We start from the raw sequence: 17,413 nt of genomic DNA, 5'->3' as shown, positions 1-17,413 counted from the left end.
ATTGGTTAGCTCGCGTTTTACGTTTCAGGAAAGCTAAATGACAACAAATAAGCACGTATGTTGCATAAGCCACAAATGCGCTTGTTTACTGGTTGTGCAGCCCAAGCCGCTTAGTTAAGATTAACACAGACAGTGTGGATTATACTACACTGTCGGGTCAATCATTGCTCCAAATTGATCGTTAGTTTAGCGAGATCATATATCAAATAAACTAAGGGAGGAAGATTAAAATGGAAAACAGTCCAGTAAGCAAATACGCAGGCAAGAAAGTAGTAATCACAGGGGGGAGCAGCGGGCTCGGCCTCGCGACAGCGAAGCTGCTGACGGATGAAGGAGCACACGTTCTGATCACAGGTCGTACCCAGGCTAAGCTTGAGTCAGCTCTTGAACAACTTGGCAGCAACGCGGTTGCGGTACTGAGCGATGCCGCGTCGTTAACGGATATCGATGAGTTGGCCGGTCGGGTAAAGGCTGAGTTTGGCACGATCGACGCTCTGTTCGTGAACGCCGGCATCACAAGCTTTGTCTCCTTTGAGTCGATGACCGAGGAAATATACGACGAGTTGTTTACAGTCAACACCAAAGGTCCGTACTTCACCGTGCAGAAGCTGGCTCCGTTGCTAAACTCAGGAAGCGGCGTGGTGCTCACCACCTCTATCACGAACGTATTGGGAGTGCCAATGATTAGTGCATACGCGGCTAGTAAAGCAGCGCTGCGCTCCATGACCCGCAGTCTTGCCCGCGAGCTGCTGCCGCGGCAAATTCGCGTCAACGCGGTCAGCCCCGGTCCCATCGACACCGGCATCATGGAGAAGTCGATGCCGAAGGAAGCTGCGGAACAGGCCATGGAGCAGATGAGACAGCAGATCCCGATGCTGCGTTTCGGTGACCCCATCGAGGTTGCCAAATCCGTCGCATTCCTTGCGTTCGATGCAACTTTCACAACCGGAGCCGAGTTCCCCGTGGACGGCGGCGGCTCTCAGATCTAAGTTCGTGTCTTGGATCGCAGCCGCATAATCCGGTAACAACGGGATAAAGCAATTGAATCGTCCAGTAAACCGTGAAATAAAGGTTAACGGTTTGCTGGACGAACACCGGAATTCTTGTACAGCTAGTTTTCGGATTGAACAGAGGAAGGACGAGTGCTTATGACAACACCATGGACAGAAGACCACATACCAGATCAGACCGGACGAGTGGCTATTGTAACCGGATCAAACAGCGGGATTGGTTGGGAAGCGGCGCGGGCGCTAGCCAACAAAGGGGCGACGGTCATTATGGCCTGCCGCAGTATCGACAAAGCCACCCCCGCCGCTGACCAGATTAACGCTCTTAAGCCGGCGGGCAAGGTCGTAGTCATGGCGCTCGATCTGGGCGATCTGGCATCCGTCCGCGCTTTTGCGACGGACTTTCGCCAGAACTACCAGCGGCTTGATCTCCTGATCAACAACGCCGGCGTGGCACATCCACCTTACGGAAAGACAGCACAGGGCTTCGAGCAGCAATTTGGAATCAATCACCTGGGGCACTTTGCGCTGACCGGTTTACTGCTGGATCGGCTGGGCGCGACACCGGGCGCACGCATTGTGACCGTAAGCAGCATTTCACATCGGTCGGGTATCATCCACTTTGATGACCTGAACTTGGAACGGAATTACAAGCCATCGCGTGGCTATGCTCAGAGCAAGCTCGCCAATCTGCTGTTCACCTATGAGCTGCAGCGTCGGCTTGTTACCGCAGGCCAATCAACGCTGGCAGTAGCCGCGCATCCAGGCTGGTCTGCGACCAATGCGCTGCGGCATTCCAGCTTCATGCGACGTCTGAATCCAATGTTTGCGCAGCCCCCGAAAATGGGTGTCTTGCCGACCCTTTATGCGGCCACCGCGCCAGACGTCCGGGGTGGAGATTTCTTTGGTCCAAGCATTCTCGAATTGCGCGGCTACCCCAAGAAGGTTGATGCGAGTGCGAGCTCGCATGACGAAGCAGTTGCTCGGCGGTTGTGGGCGATTTCAGAGGAGCTGACACAAGTGAAGTATGCACTCGCCGGCTCCGGTATTTGAAGAAGATTTACCGTGATTATTTACCAAAACAAAATGGAGGGTATCGAAATGGAGAATTTAGATACGTCGAGCAAAGGTGTGAACAATCAGGCATCCAACCCTGCTACTATGCGGACGATCCGTTTCCACGAATACGGCGAACCGGCCGAAGTCCTGCGCATGGAACAGGTTGCGGTCCCTGACCCAGGCCCAGGACGCATTCGCGTGACAGTACGCGCTTGCGGGCTGAATCCGGTCGACTGGTCCTTGTGCAGAGGGCTGTTTCCCGGCAATCTGCCCCGCGGTATCGGGCTGGAACTGTCCGGAATTGTGGACGCGGTCGGTGAAGGCGTCACCGATGTCGTCATCGGCGACGCCGTCCTGGGCACCGTCGATTTTGCCGGCGCTCGGGGCGCCGGAGCGTCGGAGCGGGCGATTGTGGACCATTGGGTCCGCATCCCTGCAGGACTCGAGTTCGTACAAGCCGCGGCGCTTCCCATGGCGGTCACAATTGCATACAACCACCTTAATTCACTTGGCGTTAAGTCGGGCCACACCCTGCTGGTGCATGGAGCAGGCACCATGATGGGCTTCGCTGCCGTCCAGATCGCCCTCATGCGCGGCGCCAGTGTGATCGCTACCGCCGGTAATACTTACGCCGACCGGCTCCGTTCGATGGGAGCGGCAGTGACTTCGTACGGTGACGGAATGGTCGAGCGGGTAACCGGGCTCGCCAGACAGCCGGTAGACCTGGTGCTGGACACTGCACCGGTCAGCGGCATACTACCCGATCTTATCCGGATCGCCGGTGGTGATCCCCGACGTGTTCTAACCATCAGCGACTTCGCCGCAGCCGCCAAGCTCGGCGTCCGCGCCAGCAGCGGAGAAGACCAGACCTTTCGCTATGATGTTCTCAGCGAGTTCGCCCAGTACGCCGCAGACGGCAAGTTCACCGTTCCGGTCGCCCAGACCTTCGCCTTTGAGGACTGGCGTAGAGCACTTGACATCAGCCAGAGCGGACACGCCCATGGCAAACTGATCCTCCTGCCTGCCGGCGACTGATGCAGAGACTTGTTTGTCACACATCGGCCTCCTGTTTTGTCTTTATTTTTAGAGCCTGAATTCAGCAGGCCAGAATCAACAAAACACGGAGGCGAATAATCATGACCCAATTAAGAGTAAATCACTACAAGGTCCGGCCGGGCACTTATAAAGCCATGAGTGCAATGGAAGAGTATACAAGCAGCCTTTTTGAAGACAAGGTGCTGTATGAGCTGCTCAAAATCCGTGTGTCCCAGATCAACGGCTGTGCCTTCTGTCTGGATATGCATGCAAAAGACCTGATGAAGCTCGGGGACTATGCAGACCATATTCTGCTGCTGTCGGTGTGGCGGGAGGTTCCTTTGTTTACGGAAAAAGAGCGTGTTATGCTCGAACTGGCCGAAGCGGTAACCCGAATCTCCGAGCAAGGGGTGCCGCAAGAACTGTATAATAGGGTCAGAGGGCATTTTGACGAAGGGGAATATGTCGACCTGATTGCAGCGATCAATACAATTAACAGCTGGAACCGGCTTGCGATTTCCACAGGCATGTATCCAGGCTGCTTCAATTCCTAACATATTTCCGCAAGGGGGCGCGCAGGTTGAAGGGCGGCAAACATCCAAACCAACAAAATACAGAAGCTTCAGCAGAGAAAGCGGCAGAGGTGGAGGAATGGTATCGTGAATACCGGGACTACGCCTTCGCCATCGCTTACCGCATGCTGGGAACAGCGGCGGATGCCGAGGATGTGGTGCAGGACTGTTTCGCTGCGCTTCAGCAGACGCCGCCGGAAGAGGTGCACAACTCCAAGGCTTACATTACGCGCATCACGGTCAACCGCTGCCTGAACCTGCTTCATTCCGCACGCAAGCAGCGGGAGACGTATGTCGGGGAGTGGCTTCCCGAACCGGTCGGCAGCACTGCACCGACAGATCAGCCTGAAGAATGGGCGGAACGCAAAAGCATGGTCTCCTACGCCTTCCTGGTGCTGCTGGAACGCTTGAAGCCACTGGAGCGTGCGGTGTTTGTGCTGCGGGAGGCTTTCCAGTATGAATATAAGGAAATCGCCGAATTGCTCGGGCTGACGGACAGCAACTGCCGCCAGCTGTACAGCCGTTCCCGCAAGCGCCTGGCGCAGGCCGCGCCCTCAGATGGTGACAACCGCAGCGCTGATGATGATGTGCAGCTGCCCCCGATGACACCCGCAGACACTCCTGCCCGCAAGCGGATGCTGGAACGATTCACTGCCGCTTTTATGAGCCATGACGTGCCCTCCATGCTGGAGCTGCTGGCCGAGCAGCCTGTCTTTGTCTCGGATGGCGGCGGCATCGTGCATACGGTGATGCGTCCGATGACCGTGCGCAAGGGTGTACTGGCCCTGCTCACCTCCCGCCGTGTATTGAACAGGCTGCGTGAGGCGGAGATATCCACCGCTATGCTGAACGGCGAAGAACAGCTGGTGTTCAGGCATGAGGGGCAGGTGGCTGCCGCGCTCTGCCTCGAATTTACGGCGGAAGGCAAGCATATTCAAGGCGTGTATCTGATGGTCAACCCGCAGAAGCTCGGTTATATCCGTTAAGTTCTGCCCTGCTGCTTTGCTTTACATCCCTGCAGCTGCCTTAATGCGCGCCCTTTCGGTCATGATCAGTTCCTGTAATGATTCCGTACCAAAGGCGCCTGGCGTGAATCCGTTGCCTTTCGGATAGAACACTAACCTCAGAGAAGTTCCATCCTGCAGATGCACCCGCAGAAACACGCCGCTCTCATGCCTTGTTTTATTGTACACGGCGTCCCATCCAACGTAAGGCAGCGCAAGCAGCTGCCTTACGAATTGCTCAGAAGCCTCCACGCTGAAGTCCCCGATGGCGCTGCCATCCCGGCCGCTTTCCAGGCTAACCTTCGCCGTCCTGCCCTCGATGTCCAGCAAGTCCCCCAGCGTGGCGGCATTTACATTTTCGGAAGCCTGGTAAAGCTTGTTGTCCGCTATGACGCGAAACTCCGGCTTGTAACCCTTCATAGCGTAAATAGTTGTGCCTGCCGGAACGTATGCCGCGTCTCCGTTTCGGGACACATGATCCGAGCATGCATTTTCGTTTAATGTATAACCGACTCGTCCAACTTCATCCCCCAGTTGCTTCTCATTTACATCCGGGCCATCTTCAGGACTGTGAACATACTTAATGTCATTAATCATTAGAAAATCGACCCATTCGGCTATACCACACGGTTTGGATTCCCTCACGGATGTCGTCTGTGACTGCCTTTCAGCAGCCGTCTCAGGAGCAGCCTCAGGAGCAGCCTGCTGCTGCAGCGCTTCCCCCTTCTTGTCCCCTGCTTCACACCCCATGCCTGTCAGCAAGGGGACAAATGCGACCAAAGTCAGCGCAGCCTCCCTGATAGCTCTCATGATTCATCACCTCAACCTCATGACGAAGCATCCACGCCAAATGTTTCCACCCATCTGGACAAAGTAGTAAGGAAGGTGTCCAAAAGATACTTATAGGATGGACTGCACAGATCAATTCATAAATGCAAAAAGAGGAGCCAGTCCATAGACCTTTCTGGCTCCTCCTTCGACAAGTTACTGCATTTTGCAAAACTGCTTACTGCGGATCAGTTCTACTCGCTCTTCAGCGCGACCGCTTCAATCTCCACAAGCGCATCCTTGGGCAGACGGGCCACTTCTACCGCGCTGCGGGCCGGATAAGGCTGTTCAAAGAAAGAGCTGTATACCTCGTTCACACGGGCAAAATCGTTCATATCCTTCAGAAAGACCGTTGTTTTGACAATTTGGCCCATGCTGCTGCCTGCCTCTTCCAGAATGGCTTTGACATTGCTCAGCGACAAACGCGCCTGTTCTTCGACATCCTTGCCGAATTCCCCTGTAGCAGGGTCCAGACCAAGCTGCCCTGAAGTAAAAATAAAGCCGCCTGCCTGCATGGCCTGGCTGTACGGTCCGATGGCGCCCGGCGCCTTGTCGGTTGAGACTGGTTTCATATGAACATTCTCCCTTCGCGGTGATAGTACCGCTACATTATATCACAACAACAAAAAGCACCGGAATTCCGGTGCTTTCTGCAAAATTCACATTCCTGCCTGGCTTGTCCGACAGGCTTCCTCTTAATAACCGCCTGCGCCGTGTGTCAATGTGGAGATTCCTCCCACCACCGAGAATACAAGAGGTGTCAAAGAGAGAAGGCCAACACTAAGCGTAAGTAACAAACAGGTTTTCGTTTTCCGCATTTTTACGCACTCCTTTGATCATATTTTCATATTCCCGCTGGTCTTCGACACGTATGCAGTCTCTATATTCCTCGAATAATGTCACGCATTTAATAAAACCAGCTTTGTTATTCATTCTAATCGCTGATGACAAACTTTGCAGGATAAATTTTACACCATTTTCAAAATTCGATCTTTGGAAGTAGTATATCGACGTTTCATAACAAAAATTCACAAAACGTTCCATGCTGAACTGTTTGTGATAGTAGCTGTTTGTAACATTTTGGCTGTCGGTATATGACTCAATTTGTCCTTTGAAGTAATGAAGAATCAGGTCGACATCCAGGTTAAATTCATTGGCGGCGCCCATGATTTTTTCCAGCGCAGGCAGGATTTCATCCGGATCGTGCTCGATATGCCTGATATAATCCCACATGATATCCGCTTTGCCAAGCATCAGCTCATATGCCAGCATATTCGCCTTGGCCCATGTCTTAAAACGGTCCACCTCCTGCCAGCCCGCAGGGCCAAGCCCCTTGAACCAGCTCAAATCCGCATACTTCTCCGTGTGCCGCTTGGCCTCGGCATATTTTTTCTGTTTGTCGCATACAGCGGCCTTCATCAGATACGCATATCCGTAGTATACGACCAGCGGATACTTTGTTCTGCGCTCATTCTCATCATAAGCCTGTCTATCATAGTCGTATGTATAGATACTTGTTGTAAAAGAGCTTAGCTCATCTGTCAGCTCAAGCACCCGCTCCCACTGGTTCAACGAGTAATACACGTTAATCAGCTGCAGCAGTGCATCCAGCTGGTCATCCTCCGGCAGCCTTTTGCGGAAAGGCTCGAAACGGATGGCCGCTCTAAGACTCTCCTCCTGGTCCGTCTCGGTATGAATTTGAAACAGCCGATAATGGCTGATCGCCAGCCTTTCCGAATGCTGGAACTGCTCGCTTTCCGCCACAGCCTCATAGAACAGGGCCGCCTGCTCCATCTCTCCTTCCCGATACAGCTCCTCCCCTGCCGCAAAAATGACGGGGATGCTGCTCAGATCATCCAGGATAAGTGGAAGCGCAGCCATAATACAGTCGGTTCGCCCCAAACGGGCGCACCGAAGCAAATAAGCTTTAACACGGGACAGTTTCCACTTCTGATCGATCAGACATTCGTCCAAATATAACGGATACAGCCATCCGGCTGGATGGCCCATAGCTTCCGTAATGGCATCCAGCGCCTTGAGTGAAAGAGGCTTCGGGTCGCGGTATCTCAAAATAGCGCTGAGTGTCCCTTTATTCAGTCCTGTCAGCTTGCTGAATTCTTGAAGCGAACAGTTGGAGCGTTCCAAATATGACGTGATTTCTGAACGCAGCATATTCATCTGTTCCAATAAAGTTCCCTCCCCGCTCAAAATCGCCTAGGATACTTTGCCTCATCTATAGTAGGAAGTTGAATGCTCGAATATTGGATTGTTGAATGCTTGAATTTATTGAAATTATATGTAAAATTTATCCATGGGTCAATGCTCTATTAGGCCATTTTTCTAGGTATTAAGTCTCCCGGGACAAAATTTTAGCGCAGATGCTGCAAAAAACATGAAAAAAAGAGCGGGGGAATGCTGTAGATTCCCTGCTCTTCTCGTCGTTTTCCGCTCATACGGTTTTTTTCAATTTGGTTTTGGCATACCAGTAAATGTTGAGAAGATGATCCAGCTGCTGCGAGGTTTTCAGCACCCGTTCATCATTCCGTCCGAAGGCCGCTGCTGATTTCACCAGGCTCTCGCGCAAGCCCTCGATCCTGTTCTCCATCTCACGCAAATTCATTATTATACACCCCATTTCAAAATTTGTATAAGTAGAAGTTCTGTACTTACTGATATCCCCAGTATGGCATCGGTTTATTTTTCACAGGGGCTCCCAAAAAAATTTTTTTTATAATTTTAGCTGGTGGGTTGGCCGGCAGATCAACATTCGCTGTCCGGACGCTTTGCACGATTATCCCGTTTGATCCGGAAGCAGAGAGGAAGATAAATTCAGGAGAAGAAAATACGTTTGGGAGAAGCATACATGTTCGAAATCGTTAGACAGGTTTGGGTGAAGAAGGTTTAGGAGAAGTAAGTTTAAGAGAGTGAAGCAGACCTGATGGGAGGAAGGGGGCAAGACACCGGGGAAAAATGAAAGGACCGCGATTAGCCCCCACCCTCTCCCCCCTGAACAAATGGGATAATCGTGCAAAGCAAAGCAGCATGCAAGGATATCAAGACACGAACGCTATAGACAGCCACCTCAGAGCCAAAGTCATAATTTATTTTGTCAAGCACTGATCTCGGTGTTTGAGCTAATTTTAGACACCAGCTCTGCAGTTCAACTCAGTTATTTTCTTCCTTATGCGCTTGTGCTTTACGCCGTGCCCTGTGCCTGCGCACCTTCATCAGATTGCCGCACAGCTTGTCGTCACAGTACCGTTTCGTCCGGCTGCGGGTATCGTCATAAAAGACCCAGCGGCAGTCCGGATTGTCGCAGCAGCGGATGCGGGATATGTCCTGTTCCGAGAGCATGCGGGCAAAGTCTGCCGCGACGTCCGCAAGCACCTGCCCCCAACCGCTGCCTGCCGGCTCCAGCTCCATCCGCAATGCCGAGCCGGCAGCCATCAGCCGGCGTGTCACTGTCCCTCCGGCCATCACTTCATTTAAGTATTCGATGTCCGAGTCCTTCAACAGCACGCCCGCCGCCAGATTCTCGGCATATCGGAGCAGCCGGTCGCGCAGCAGCCGCGCCCTTTCCAACTCCGTCCGGTCCGGCTGGTTCACTGCATATTTCATTTTGGCTGTAAAAGACTGCTGCCATTCCTGCTGCTCAAGACGGTCCACAGAAGGGCCTCCGCCCTTCCAGTCCCGCCACATGCTGTTGGCGAAGTCCATCCACAGTGACTCCATCATATATCGCCCCTCAATTATACATTCAAATAATTTGTAACAATCAAAATATAAAATAGATAGTTACAAATAGCTCTGCATCGTTTATATTATGAGTGTAACCATTATCGATAATGTTTGCTAGTTACTACATCAAGATGACCAGTCAGGAAAATAATTGTTATGAACCAGAAGGAGGCGTTCGCGCAATGAGTCAAAAGCAGATCGACACATTTCTCAGACAGCTGGACCAAAATTGGGATCAGGAGGATTGGATTGTTCCTTTATCCGTCGCCCTTAAAGGGTTAACCCCCGAGCAGGCGGCCTGGAAACCCGCAGAGGGCTGCAGCACCATCTGGCAGCTGGTGAATCATATCAACTATTACAACACTCGTACCCTGAACAGGCTGCGCGGAGAAGCTCCTGCAGGCAATGCCGCCACCAACGATGAGACCTTCGGTGATGGGGGCGACCCGGGGGATCGCGAAGGTTGGGAACGCACCGTACGCGAGACGGAGAGCATCTATCATTCCATTCGTGCAGAGCTGGCCGGAATGCAGGACGAAGCGCTGGATGTAAAAGGCCAAAACGGCATGACACTCGGCGAAAATCTCGCGATCTGGATCGCGCATGACGGGTACCATACCGGACAAATCGTGCTGCTTCGCAAACTGCAGGGCTGCTGGAGGTAGCGCAGCACGCCTCCACAGTGAATTCTCATGTCGAGAAATCGTCCCATTTCCTTATTCACAAACAAAAAGGTCAGGAATAGGAGAAAATACACTCCTGTTCTTGACCTTTTTCCAAAAAAAGAAATAACGGAAAGGCCAAATGAACCTCCCGTTATTTCCCGCTCACCTTCAGCTGCTTATTCAACCCTCCGGGAGAGGAAATCCGCGACTGCAGCGTATACAGCACCATAATTATCACGGCCACAACGGCCAGTGCACTGAAAATATTGCTGTACACATAAGCGTTATCCTTAAGCGCGAACGGATTCAAATGGAAGGATGAAGTGCCAACATCGAGCATTTTGCCAATCACACTGGTCGTCACCGCACCCGCAATGAAGTTGAGCAGGGAGAAGAGGCCCATGCCCACCCCTACCTGATCCTTCGCCAGGGTCTGTGAAATGGTATTCGACATGGCGATTTGCAGGAAGGTCTGCCCCAAATTGCCGAAGATCAGCAGGAACATGATCAGATACGGGGACAAGCCCACGAATATGGACAGCGTGATGAAGCAGATCATAATCAGTCCCACTGCCGTATACACAAGAAATGAATTCCCTTTCTCGTCAGCCAGCTTGCCTCCCTGCCGTCCCATGAAGGCAGAGCTTATGGCGGCAGGGAACATAATCAATCCGATCATGGCCGGTGAAAGCTGATTCACCCCGTTCAGAAACTGCGGAGCCAGGAACGGGAGACTAAAGTTCATTCCGGTTGCCAGGAAAGCGATGAACAAACCATAGGAGTACTGCTTGTTTTTTAACAAGGCCGGCTGTATAAAAGGCTCCTCAGCAGTGCGTACGCGAATGATAAATAGAATCAGCACTACCAGTCCAAGCAGGGCCATCAGCCAGCTTCCCATGGAAATCGACATAAGCAGCAAAGCTACCGTGCCCCCCAGAAGCAGCCCTCCGATAAAATCGATCTTCTTGGCTGCGCCAGTCTGATCATCAAGGTATTTTCGGAAGAACGGCAGAACCAGCAGCGGCAGGACCGACAGCAAAAACAAAAACCGCCAGCTGGCAAACCCGGTAATCAACCCGGCCACAATTGGCGCCAGCGCCGTTCCGAGAGCCAAGCCGGTGGCAGCCGTGCCAAGCGCTCTTCCTCTCTTCTCAGGCGGGAAGTAGCGTACCGGAACAATCATGGCTGTAGCCGGAATAACCGACGCTCCCGCAGCCTGAAGCACACGGGCTAAAATTATCATCCAGTAATGTGTGGCAACAAGCCCCACAACCGATCCCAAAGCAAAAAAGACCAGGCCAAAGGTCAACAGGTCCTTCAGGCGGTACTTATCAGCCAGTTTGCCGAATGCCACCGAGCCGATGGCGTACACGATCATGTATGCCGTCAGCAGCCAGCTTACCTGTGACGCGCTTACCCCGAATTCCTCCCGGATGATCGGCATCACCACATTAAACATGGTGGCGTTCATGACAGAGAATACGAGCGTGAACGCCAGGACAAGCATAAGCTTGTCAGCATTCGACCGTGCTTGCACATTATCCATTTTTCATATCCTTTCTTAGCAGTGTTGTTCATATTTTATTCGTACTTCAAAAAAGGCTATGCTTCGTGAGCTTCCCGGATTCTTCGCAGCAGTTGATGCAGCACAGCCGCTTCTTCCCTGGAAATGGCCTTTTCCGTACGTTTCTTTACCTCTGCAACAAGCTTATGCGCTGCTGTGTGCAGCTCCCTCCCCTGCTCCGTAATATAAATCTCCCGCACCCGCGCATCATCACAATGCGGACGACGAACGACAAGTCCCCGTTTTTCAAGGCCATTGATCAGACTGGTTACACTTGGCTTTTCAATACAAAGCAGCTTCTCCAGATCAGCGTTGGTGGCTCCGGGAGCTGTGGCAAGAATATGCAGCGTCTGCGCCTGCTGGGAAGTCAGGCCAAGCGGCCGCAGCGCGGCTCCGATTTCCCGGCGGATGGCTATAAACGTCATTTTAATCTGAAGCGCCGTGCTTTCTTCCTGTCCCCACAATTTCCCCTCTGATTCCATATCGCTGTTCGCCCCCAAAAAACTTAGAACTCTAAGTAATATTAAAATTTTAAACAAGCATATGTCAATGGTTATATTAGCTTCGGTCTTCATCTTTCTCCGCAGCTTCCTCCAACGGCAAAAACAGAGAAAATACACTGCCCGAGCCCTCCACGCTTTCCAGACGGATAAACCCGCCCAGTAAGTGCGCCAGATCCCGGCTGATGGACAGCCCCAGGCCAGTTCCGCCATATTTGCGGCTTATGGAGCCGTCCGCCTGCTGGAAAGCTTCAAATATGGAATGCTGTTTGCCCTTCGAGACACCAATGCCCGTATCGATCACCGACAACACCAGCCATTCCCCTTCTCTTCCGGGCTCCTCCAGCCGCTCAGAGCGTGCTTCCAGCGTAACGCTTCCCGAATGGGTAAATTTGAACGCATTGGACAGCAGATTCCGCAGAATCTGCTGCACCCGCTGCGAATCCGAATACAGCTGTTGCGGCGCACCTTCTCCAAACTGCAGCTTGAACTCCAGCTTTTTATTACGGGCCGCCATCTCAAACTGCATGAACATGATCTGCAGCAGCTCTTCGACGCTTATATCATCCTTCGTAATTTCCATTTTGCCCGCCTCAACCTTGGACAGGTCCAAAATGTCGTTAATCAGCTGCAGCAGATCCTGACCGGAGGCATAAATAATGCTGCTGTACTGCTTCAGATCCTCCTCGTCCATTTCCTTCCCCTGCTCAGCGATCATCTGCGCCAGGTTAATCACGCTGTTGAGCGGTGTGCGCAGCTCATGGGACATCGTCGCCATGAACTCCGATTTATACTGTGACGCCCTCATCAGCTGCTGTGCCCGTTCCTCCAGTGCCTGCTTTGCTTTCTGCAGCTGCTCTTTCTGCTTCGACAGTCTGCGGTTAGCCTGAACGATCTGGTATTTCCGCCGCTGCTCAAGCTGGAAATCGCGCAGAATGAACGCGGTCAGATAGCTGAGCGCAATACCCAGAGGCAGCGTGAACGGCACAACCTTAGTAAGATAGTGATAAAAAGAAATGACACCAAAAATAGCAAGGTTAAGCTCATGAACCAGATTGATGACCAGTATGCTGACCGATGCCTTGATGATCAAACGGTAATCCGTCTTTCTCATCCAATAGTTGAGCCCGGCCGCCAGCATACCGAGGATGGACAAGTTAACAAATCCCGCGACAGAAGCCTCGTTGACGCCGAAGATAAAGAGGGCAAGGCCGGTTGCTACACCGATGATGACAAGCGAGGAAGCGCGGGGATAGACCAGTGAAGCGATAATTAAAGGAACGAATGTTAATTCGAACACCACCTGGCCATTCATGCTGAAGCCGAATACCGAGCAAATCCAGCCACAAAATACGACGAGCAGCATTGACGAAATATATTTTACTCCAGCTGATGCCCTGCTCAGCACATATTTAAAAGTAACATTGGCCAAATAGGCAACAGCGATCAGCATACCGAGATTGATGAGGAACATTTTTGTAAACTCCATAACTTCACTCCCGCTGTACCATATTCCGTTGTTAACCAGGACTCACTGCTTGATATATCATAAACGAATTTTCCATCTTTCGACAACAAAAATACCAATTTTTCCAATAAAGTGCTAAGTGATTTGCTATGAAGAGATAATAGCTATTTACTTTATGTAAAAAACTTGCTATAATAACAAAGTGTTTTTTAACCCCATATGATTCCACGCAACAAGTAACTCCTAACACCGCGAGGAGCATCTTCAAATTTTATCGATAACCCTAAGAGTAGAATTTTGAGCTTTTGCAGTATGTTTTGCATTCACACTGGCGCGGTCATCGGAGCCGCAAGGATGGAAGAGAGGCAGGGCTTTCGTCGTTTGGAAAATCATTTATGGAATCAGCATCCCTTATTGCAGGGGTTAACTATACGGCAGCGCCGCACAATGGTGTGTACGTACTGAGCGTTGTCAGCCAGCCTCCGGAGTAAAACTCCGGGGGCTTTTCTATTATATACAAAAGAATGGCCCTGCCAAACTGCGGCAGGGCCCAAGAGCACTTGATGAAAAAGGGGTTAATACGGTCATTATAGAGCCCCAACCTTAAATTTATATGATATGAATCTTAAGATTACATTAATTTCTGGGAATCTTTCGACATTCGACATTAGATTCTCGACATAGGCTGTACTAGTATTCCGTCCAATACCTTGTGCCGTCCTCGACGACAGCAGTCCCGCGGCTGCTTCTCTCCATTCGTACAGGTGAAGACTGGTGCGGCTCCGGGCGTTCCCATCCTTCCAGTATGACCACATGCCGGGTCGAAGACCGGTCATCCCATTGAATATATCTCTCCTGCTCCAGATGAAGCAGACCTGCTGTGATATCACGCGGCTGCCGGCCCGTTCTGACCGATAGCTCCGCCGCCGTTGGCATCCGCCTGTGCATGGCAAAGAAGTTATACAGAATACGCAGCAGCTTGCGCTCAAAGTCAGGCAGCATACCAAACTCCTCCCTTGCTGTCCATTACCGATAATAAGAACACTTGTTCTTATTATATACAAAACCATGCGTTCTATTCAAGTCCCCGGACAGAAAAATAGCAGCCCCCGGGATGGAAGCTGCATCTGTGCTCTGTGTGGTTAGTCAGCCTCTGTCTTTCTCCTTGCGGCCGATGGAAATCATCCACCAGCCAATCAAACCGATGCCGCCCAGCGCAAGCGCTGATAATAAGATAATGTACAGCAAATGGGACATTTGTTCTGTCATCACACTCGCCTCCTTACCACTTTTATACCCACAGCGAACCCTGCATTAAACACCGAGCGTGAAAAAAATCATAGCCAGCTTATTATTATTCTCATTCCGTATCTTTTATGTAAAAAAAGGACTTGTCCCGCAGCAGAAACAAACACTGCTCAGAACAGCCCTTCTCTTAAGAACTTTTATTCCTGCGCTTTAACAACCACATCACTGCGGCCAGGATAAATAGTATCGCTGTAATCGCCCATACCAGGAACACTGTAAGGCCCAGGCCGATATTCGCATCCTGCCCCTTATAGCTGGCGGTTTGCATCAATAACAGAGTGCAGAATAAAACGATCGGGGCAAGAATAATCAGACTGGCAATCCTTTTTCTGCCCGATACAGCAACCACGCAGGCCGCCGCTACAAGTAACAAGAGCCAGTACAGCAAGATTTCCAACAACATGTTATACCTCCTAATGGCAAAACCCTTAAATATGCGTCCGTCAATCAGCCTAATTGTACCAAATCGGTCGACAGGACACCATCAAACGCTGAGTGGTGTCACCAAAAAGTCAAACATGCGTCACAAATTATCCTTTTACTTGTACTAAATTATAACTCAACTTTCGCAGAGCACAAATCCAATTAAACCTTTGTAGCCGCTGGCTGGGTTCTGAATTCGAATCTCCTCCTTGCAAGTTTGCCGATTTCATGCTTCAAAAATTAGGTGAACTCACTTTATGGACTCCACCTAATCATCCGTGCTTGACAGTCAAGCCGCCCGTCGACCATGGCAAGGCATGTGAACTCGCTGCCCGGAAGCCTTGCACGATTATCCCATTGGATCAGGTAAAGAAAAACAGAAAACCGGGAACCGAAAATATACTTTAGGCGCGTTAAAGAAAATAACGGATCAAATGAGGAGCGAAAATGCCTGTTGTTACGCTATTCAGGACAATCGAATGGGTCTATTATTTTGGGATCGTGCCTTATGGAGAAGCAGATCGGTTCGAGATTATGAGGTGATCTTAGCAGAAAGCAGATCGGTTCGAGATCATGGGGCGATCTTAGGAGAAAGCAGATCGGTTCGAGATCATAGGGCAATCTTAGGAGAAAGCAGAGCGTTTAGGTGATGTGAAACCGACCGAGAGAGAAGGAGGGAGCGGATCAGAGCCCTGAATAAATATGAGACCCCGGCCCTCGTTTCTGCTTGAATCTGAATTTTTCCGATGTCCTCGTTCATGCTAACCCACACTGTTCAAGCCACGCCCATCATACTCGCCTTTCCTCGTTCAAGCCCTGTGATCAGGACGCTGCCGCAAGAAGCTGAACCGGTTGGCGCGCAATCAATCGGCGGTAAGGGATCGCCGGAATCGCCACGCTCATGGACAACAACTTCTGCCACATCGATTCTTCCCCTCCGGGCAGGCGCAGTCGGCGGCGTACGGTGTACTCATTGAGGTACGCCTGCAGATGTTTGGTGCCCAAGGCAATATATGTACGCTTCAGCGATGTCCACGCCTCGCTCACGACTTTCCGCAAGGGTCTATACAGCCGAAAGGCTTGAGGGAACGACTGTACCGCCGATGCACGGACATCTACCTGTTCATGGATAAACGCAGCGAGTTCGAGTCGATTCGCTCCGTTCCCATCTCCCCTCATCTGCGGGACCAGACGGATTTTGACCTGCTCCGGCTCGCCCGACTCCGTGACCGTGCATCCCGCTACGACTGCCGAAGCATGCGGATGAGGAAACTGTGGCCGGCCCGGATTACGCCCATACAGGTCGCTGTTCACCTTTACGTCTCCGCAGAGCAGTTTCCGGGCATCGAACTCCCCGATGGCATGGCGGATGCGGTGCAGCATCAACCAGGCGGTCTTGTAGGTGACCTGGATTACCTGGCTCAGTCGCATCGCCGAGATGCCGTCGGGCAGCAGGAACAACTCCAGCGCCTGGAACCACTTGGTCAGGGGGAGATGAGTTCGTTCAAAAATCGTACCGACCAAAGCCGACGTTTGATGCGCACACCTGGCGCACTCGAACAAGGGAATGCGCCGGGAAGTCAGACGACTGCAGCGGGTGTGAGCGCAACGCGGGCAGACGAAGCCGTTCGGCCACTTCATCGCGATCAATGCCTCCATGCAGTCCTGCTCGTTGTGATAACGACTGCTAAAGGATTGAAGTTCCGTTTCCGCTTGGACTTCCATGTCTGCTCGCCCCCGAATCAATGATATACGAACGTAAGTTCCTTTTCTCAGTATACCAAACATATGTTCCTATTTCAAGCCGAACATCCCACTTAAGCTGCCTCTTTTTTTCGTATCTCTTTTCTCTTTATTCCTTCCCCTAGGCTCACCTCAACCCCATTCTGATTAAAAGGGATAATCATGCAAAGCTGTATGAAGAGGCAACAGGTAACGGACATCAGACACCAGACACCAAACACCAGATACCAAACACCAAACTCTATAGACACCCGTCTCACTCTGGATACTGGACTCTGAGCGGGGCGAATCCCCTTCTTCCTATCGACATACATTCACAGAAGACAGATCGCGTTTAGCGGTGGTTTTTCTTGCAATGTTAGGGGGGTTATTCCAGAAAGTTTATACTTTCTAATATCTTAAAAATAGCCCGGCCTTCGCGCTGAAGTGCACCCCTTAGAATAGACATTGGAAAAACCCCCGGGTTTAGCCGATGAAATTCTAGGGGGTGTTATTTTTA

Annotated in this window: 18 protein-coding genes; 6 read left to right on the top strand and 12 right to left on the bottom strand. The window is 51.4% G+C overall.

Annotated features, from left to right (window positions below):
• Positions 1 to 230: 230 nt before the first annotated feature.
• From ACE5KN_RS16635 to ACE5KN_RS16615, 5 genes are all read left to right on the top strand, one after another.
• On the top strand, positions 231 to 989 hold the full coding sequence (locus ACE5KN_RS16635; RefSeq protein ID WP_375526125.1) for an SDR family oxidoreductase: 759 nt from the start codon (positions 231 to 233) through the stop codon (positions 987 to 989).
• Between the two features lie 159 nt (positions 990 to 1,148).
• Positions 1,149 to 2,060, top strand: coding sequence for an oxidoreductase (locus ACE5KN_RS16630; RefSeq protein ID WP_375526124.1), 912 nt, complete (start codon positions 1,149 to 1,151; stop codon positions 2,058 to 2,060).
• 48 nt (positions 2,061 to 2,108) lie between these two features.
• Positions 2,109 to 3,101 (top strand): NADP-dependent oxidoreductase, encoded by a 993-nt coding sequence (locus tag ACE5KN_RS16625; protein WP_375526123.1) that lies wholly within the window; start codon positions 2,109 to 2,111, stop codon positions 3,099 to 3,101.
• A gap of 101 nt (positions 3,102 to 3,202) precedes the next feature.
• Positions 3,203 to 3,655, top strand: a complete 453-nt coding sequence (locus tag ACE5KN_RS16620; protein WP_375526122.1) for a carboxymuconolactone decarboxylase family protein — start codon at positions 3,203 to 3,205, stop codon at positions 3,653 to 3,655.
• Positions 3,656 to 3,744: 89 nt separating this feature from the next.
• Entirely contained in the window at positions 3,745 to 4,659 is a 915-nt protein-coding gene (locus ACE5KN_RS16615) for a sigma-70 family RNA polymerase sigma factor (RefSeq protein WP_375526235.1), read from the top strand.
• 21 nt (positions 4,660 to 4,680) lie between these two features.
• Here ACE5KN_RS16615 and ACE5KN_RS16610 read toward each other — a convergent pair whose 3' ends face one another.
• From ACE5KN_RS16610 to ACE5KN_RS16590, 5 genes are all read right to left on the bottom strand, one after another.
• Positions 4,681 to 5,487, bottom strand: a complete 807-nt coding sequence (locus ACE5KN_RS16610; RefSeq protein WP_375526121.1) for a hypothetical protein — start codon at positions 5,485 to 5,487, stop codon at positions 4,681 to 4,683.
• Positions 5,488 to 5,699: 212 nt separating this feature from the next.
• On the bottom strand, positions 5,700 to 6,077 hold the full coding sequence (locus tag ACE5KN_RS16605) for a RidA family protein (protein ID WP_375526120.1): 378 nt from the start codon (positions 6,075 to 6,077) through the stop codon (positions 5,700 to 5,702).
• Positions 6,078 to 6,285: 208 nt separating this feature from the next.
• Positions 6,286 to 7,692 carry a helix-turn-helix domain-containing protein gene (locus tag ACE5KN_RS16600; RefSeq protein WP_375526119.1) on the bottom strand — a complete coding sequence of 469 codons (1,407 nt, stop codon included), beginning with the start codon at positions 7,690 to 7,692 and terminating at the stop codon, positions 6,286 to 6,288.
• Between the two features lie 262 nt (positions 7,693 to 7,954).
• Positions 7,955 to 8,125, bottom strand: a complete 171-nt coding sequence (locus ACE5KN_RS16595) for a Spo0E family sporulation regulatory protein-aspartic acid phosphatase (RefSeq protein WP_375526118.1) — start codon at positions 8,123 to 8,125, stop codon at positions 7,955 to 7,957.
• Positions 8,126 to 8,670: 545 nt separating this feature from the next.
• Positions 8,671 to 9,237 carry a CGNR zinc finger domain-containing protein gene (locus ACE5KN_RS16590; RefSeq protein WP_375526117.1) on the bottom strand — a complete coding sequence of 189 codons (567 nt, stop codon included), beginning with the start codon at positions 9,235 to 9,237 and terminating at the stop codon, positions 8,671 to 8,673.
• Positions 9,238 to 9,425: 188 nt separating this feature from the next.
• Between ACE5KN_RS16590 and ACE5KN_RS16585 the strand changes: the two genes are divergently transcribed.
• Positions 9,426 to 9,908 (top strand): DinB family protein, encoded by a 483-nt coding sequence (locus ACE5KN_RS16585; protein WP_375526116.1) that lies wholly within the window; start codon positions 9,426 to 9,428, stop codon positions 9,906 to 9,908.
• A gap of 151 nt (positions 9,909 to 10,059) precedes the next feature.
• On the opposite strand, the gene ACE5KN_RS16580 is transcribed toward ACE5KN_RS16585, so the two are convergent.
• The 7 genes from ACE5KN_RS16580 to ACE5KN_RS16550 form a co-directional block, all read right to left on the bottom strand.
• The gene (locus tag ACE5KN_RS16580; RefSeq protein WP_375526115.1) at positions 10,060 to 11,454 is read right to left on the bottom strand and encodes an MFS transporter; all 1,395 of its coding nucleotides are present in this window, start codon (positions 11,452 to 11,454) and stop codon (positions 10,060 to 10,062) included.
• Positions 11,455 to 11,510: 56 nt separating this feature from the next.
• Positions 11,511 to 11,954: a MarR family winged helix-turn-helix transcriptional regulator gene (locus ACE5KN_RS16575; protein ID WP_375526114.1), complete on the bottom strand. Its 444-nt coding sequence runs from the start codon at positions 11,952 to 11,954 to the stop codon at positions 11,511 to 11,513.
• Between the two features lie 76 nt (positions 11,955 to 12,030).
• Positions 12,031 to 13,461 (bottom strand): ATP-binding protein, encoded by a 1,431-nt coding sequence (locus ACE5KN_RS16570; protein ID WP_375526113.1) that lies wholly within the window; start codon positions 13,459 to 13,461, stop codon positions 12,031 to 12,033.
• A 669-nt stretch (positions 13,462 to 14,130) separates the two neighbouring features.
• A complete protein-coding gene (locus ACE5KN_RS16565) occupies positions 14,131 to 14,442 on the bottom strand; it encodes a hypothetical protein (RefSeq protein WP_375526112.1) in 312 nt (103 codons plus the stop codon).
• A 144-nt stretch (positions 14,443 to 14,586) separates the two neighbouring features.
• Positions 14,587 to 14,709: a hypothetical protein gene (locus tag ACE5KN_RS16560; protein ID WP_375526111.1), complete on the bottom strand. Its 123-nt coding sequence runs from the start codon at positions 14,707 to 14,709 to the stop codon at positions 14,587 to 14,589.
• Positions 14,710 to 14,875: 166 nt separating this feature from the next.
• Entirely contained in the window at positions 14,876 to 15,151 is a 276-nt protein-coding gene (locus tag ACE5KN_RS16555) for a hypothetical protein (protein WP_375526110.1), read from the bottom strand.
• Between the two features lie 842 nt (positions 15,152 to 15,993).
• On the bottom strand, positions 15,994 to 16,896 hold the full coding sequence (locus tag ACE5KN_RS16550; protein ID WP_375533116.1) for a transposase: 903 nt from the start codon (positions 16,894 to 16,896) through the stop codon (positions 15,994 to 15,996).
• Positions 16,897 to 17,413 lie beyond the last annotated feature (517 nt).

The sequence above is a fragment of the Paenibacillus terreus genome (assembly GCF_042138595.1).
Taxonomy (GTDB): Bacteria; Bacillota; Bacilli; order Paenibacillales; family Paenibacillaceae; genus Paenibacillus; species Paenibacillus terreus.
This window is presented reverse-complemented; position numbering and strand designations above follow the sequence as displayed.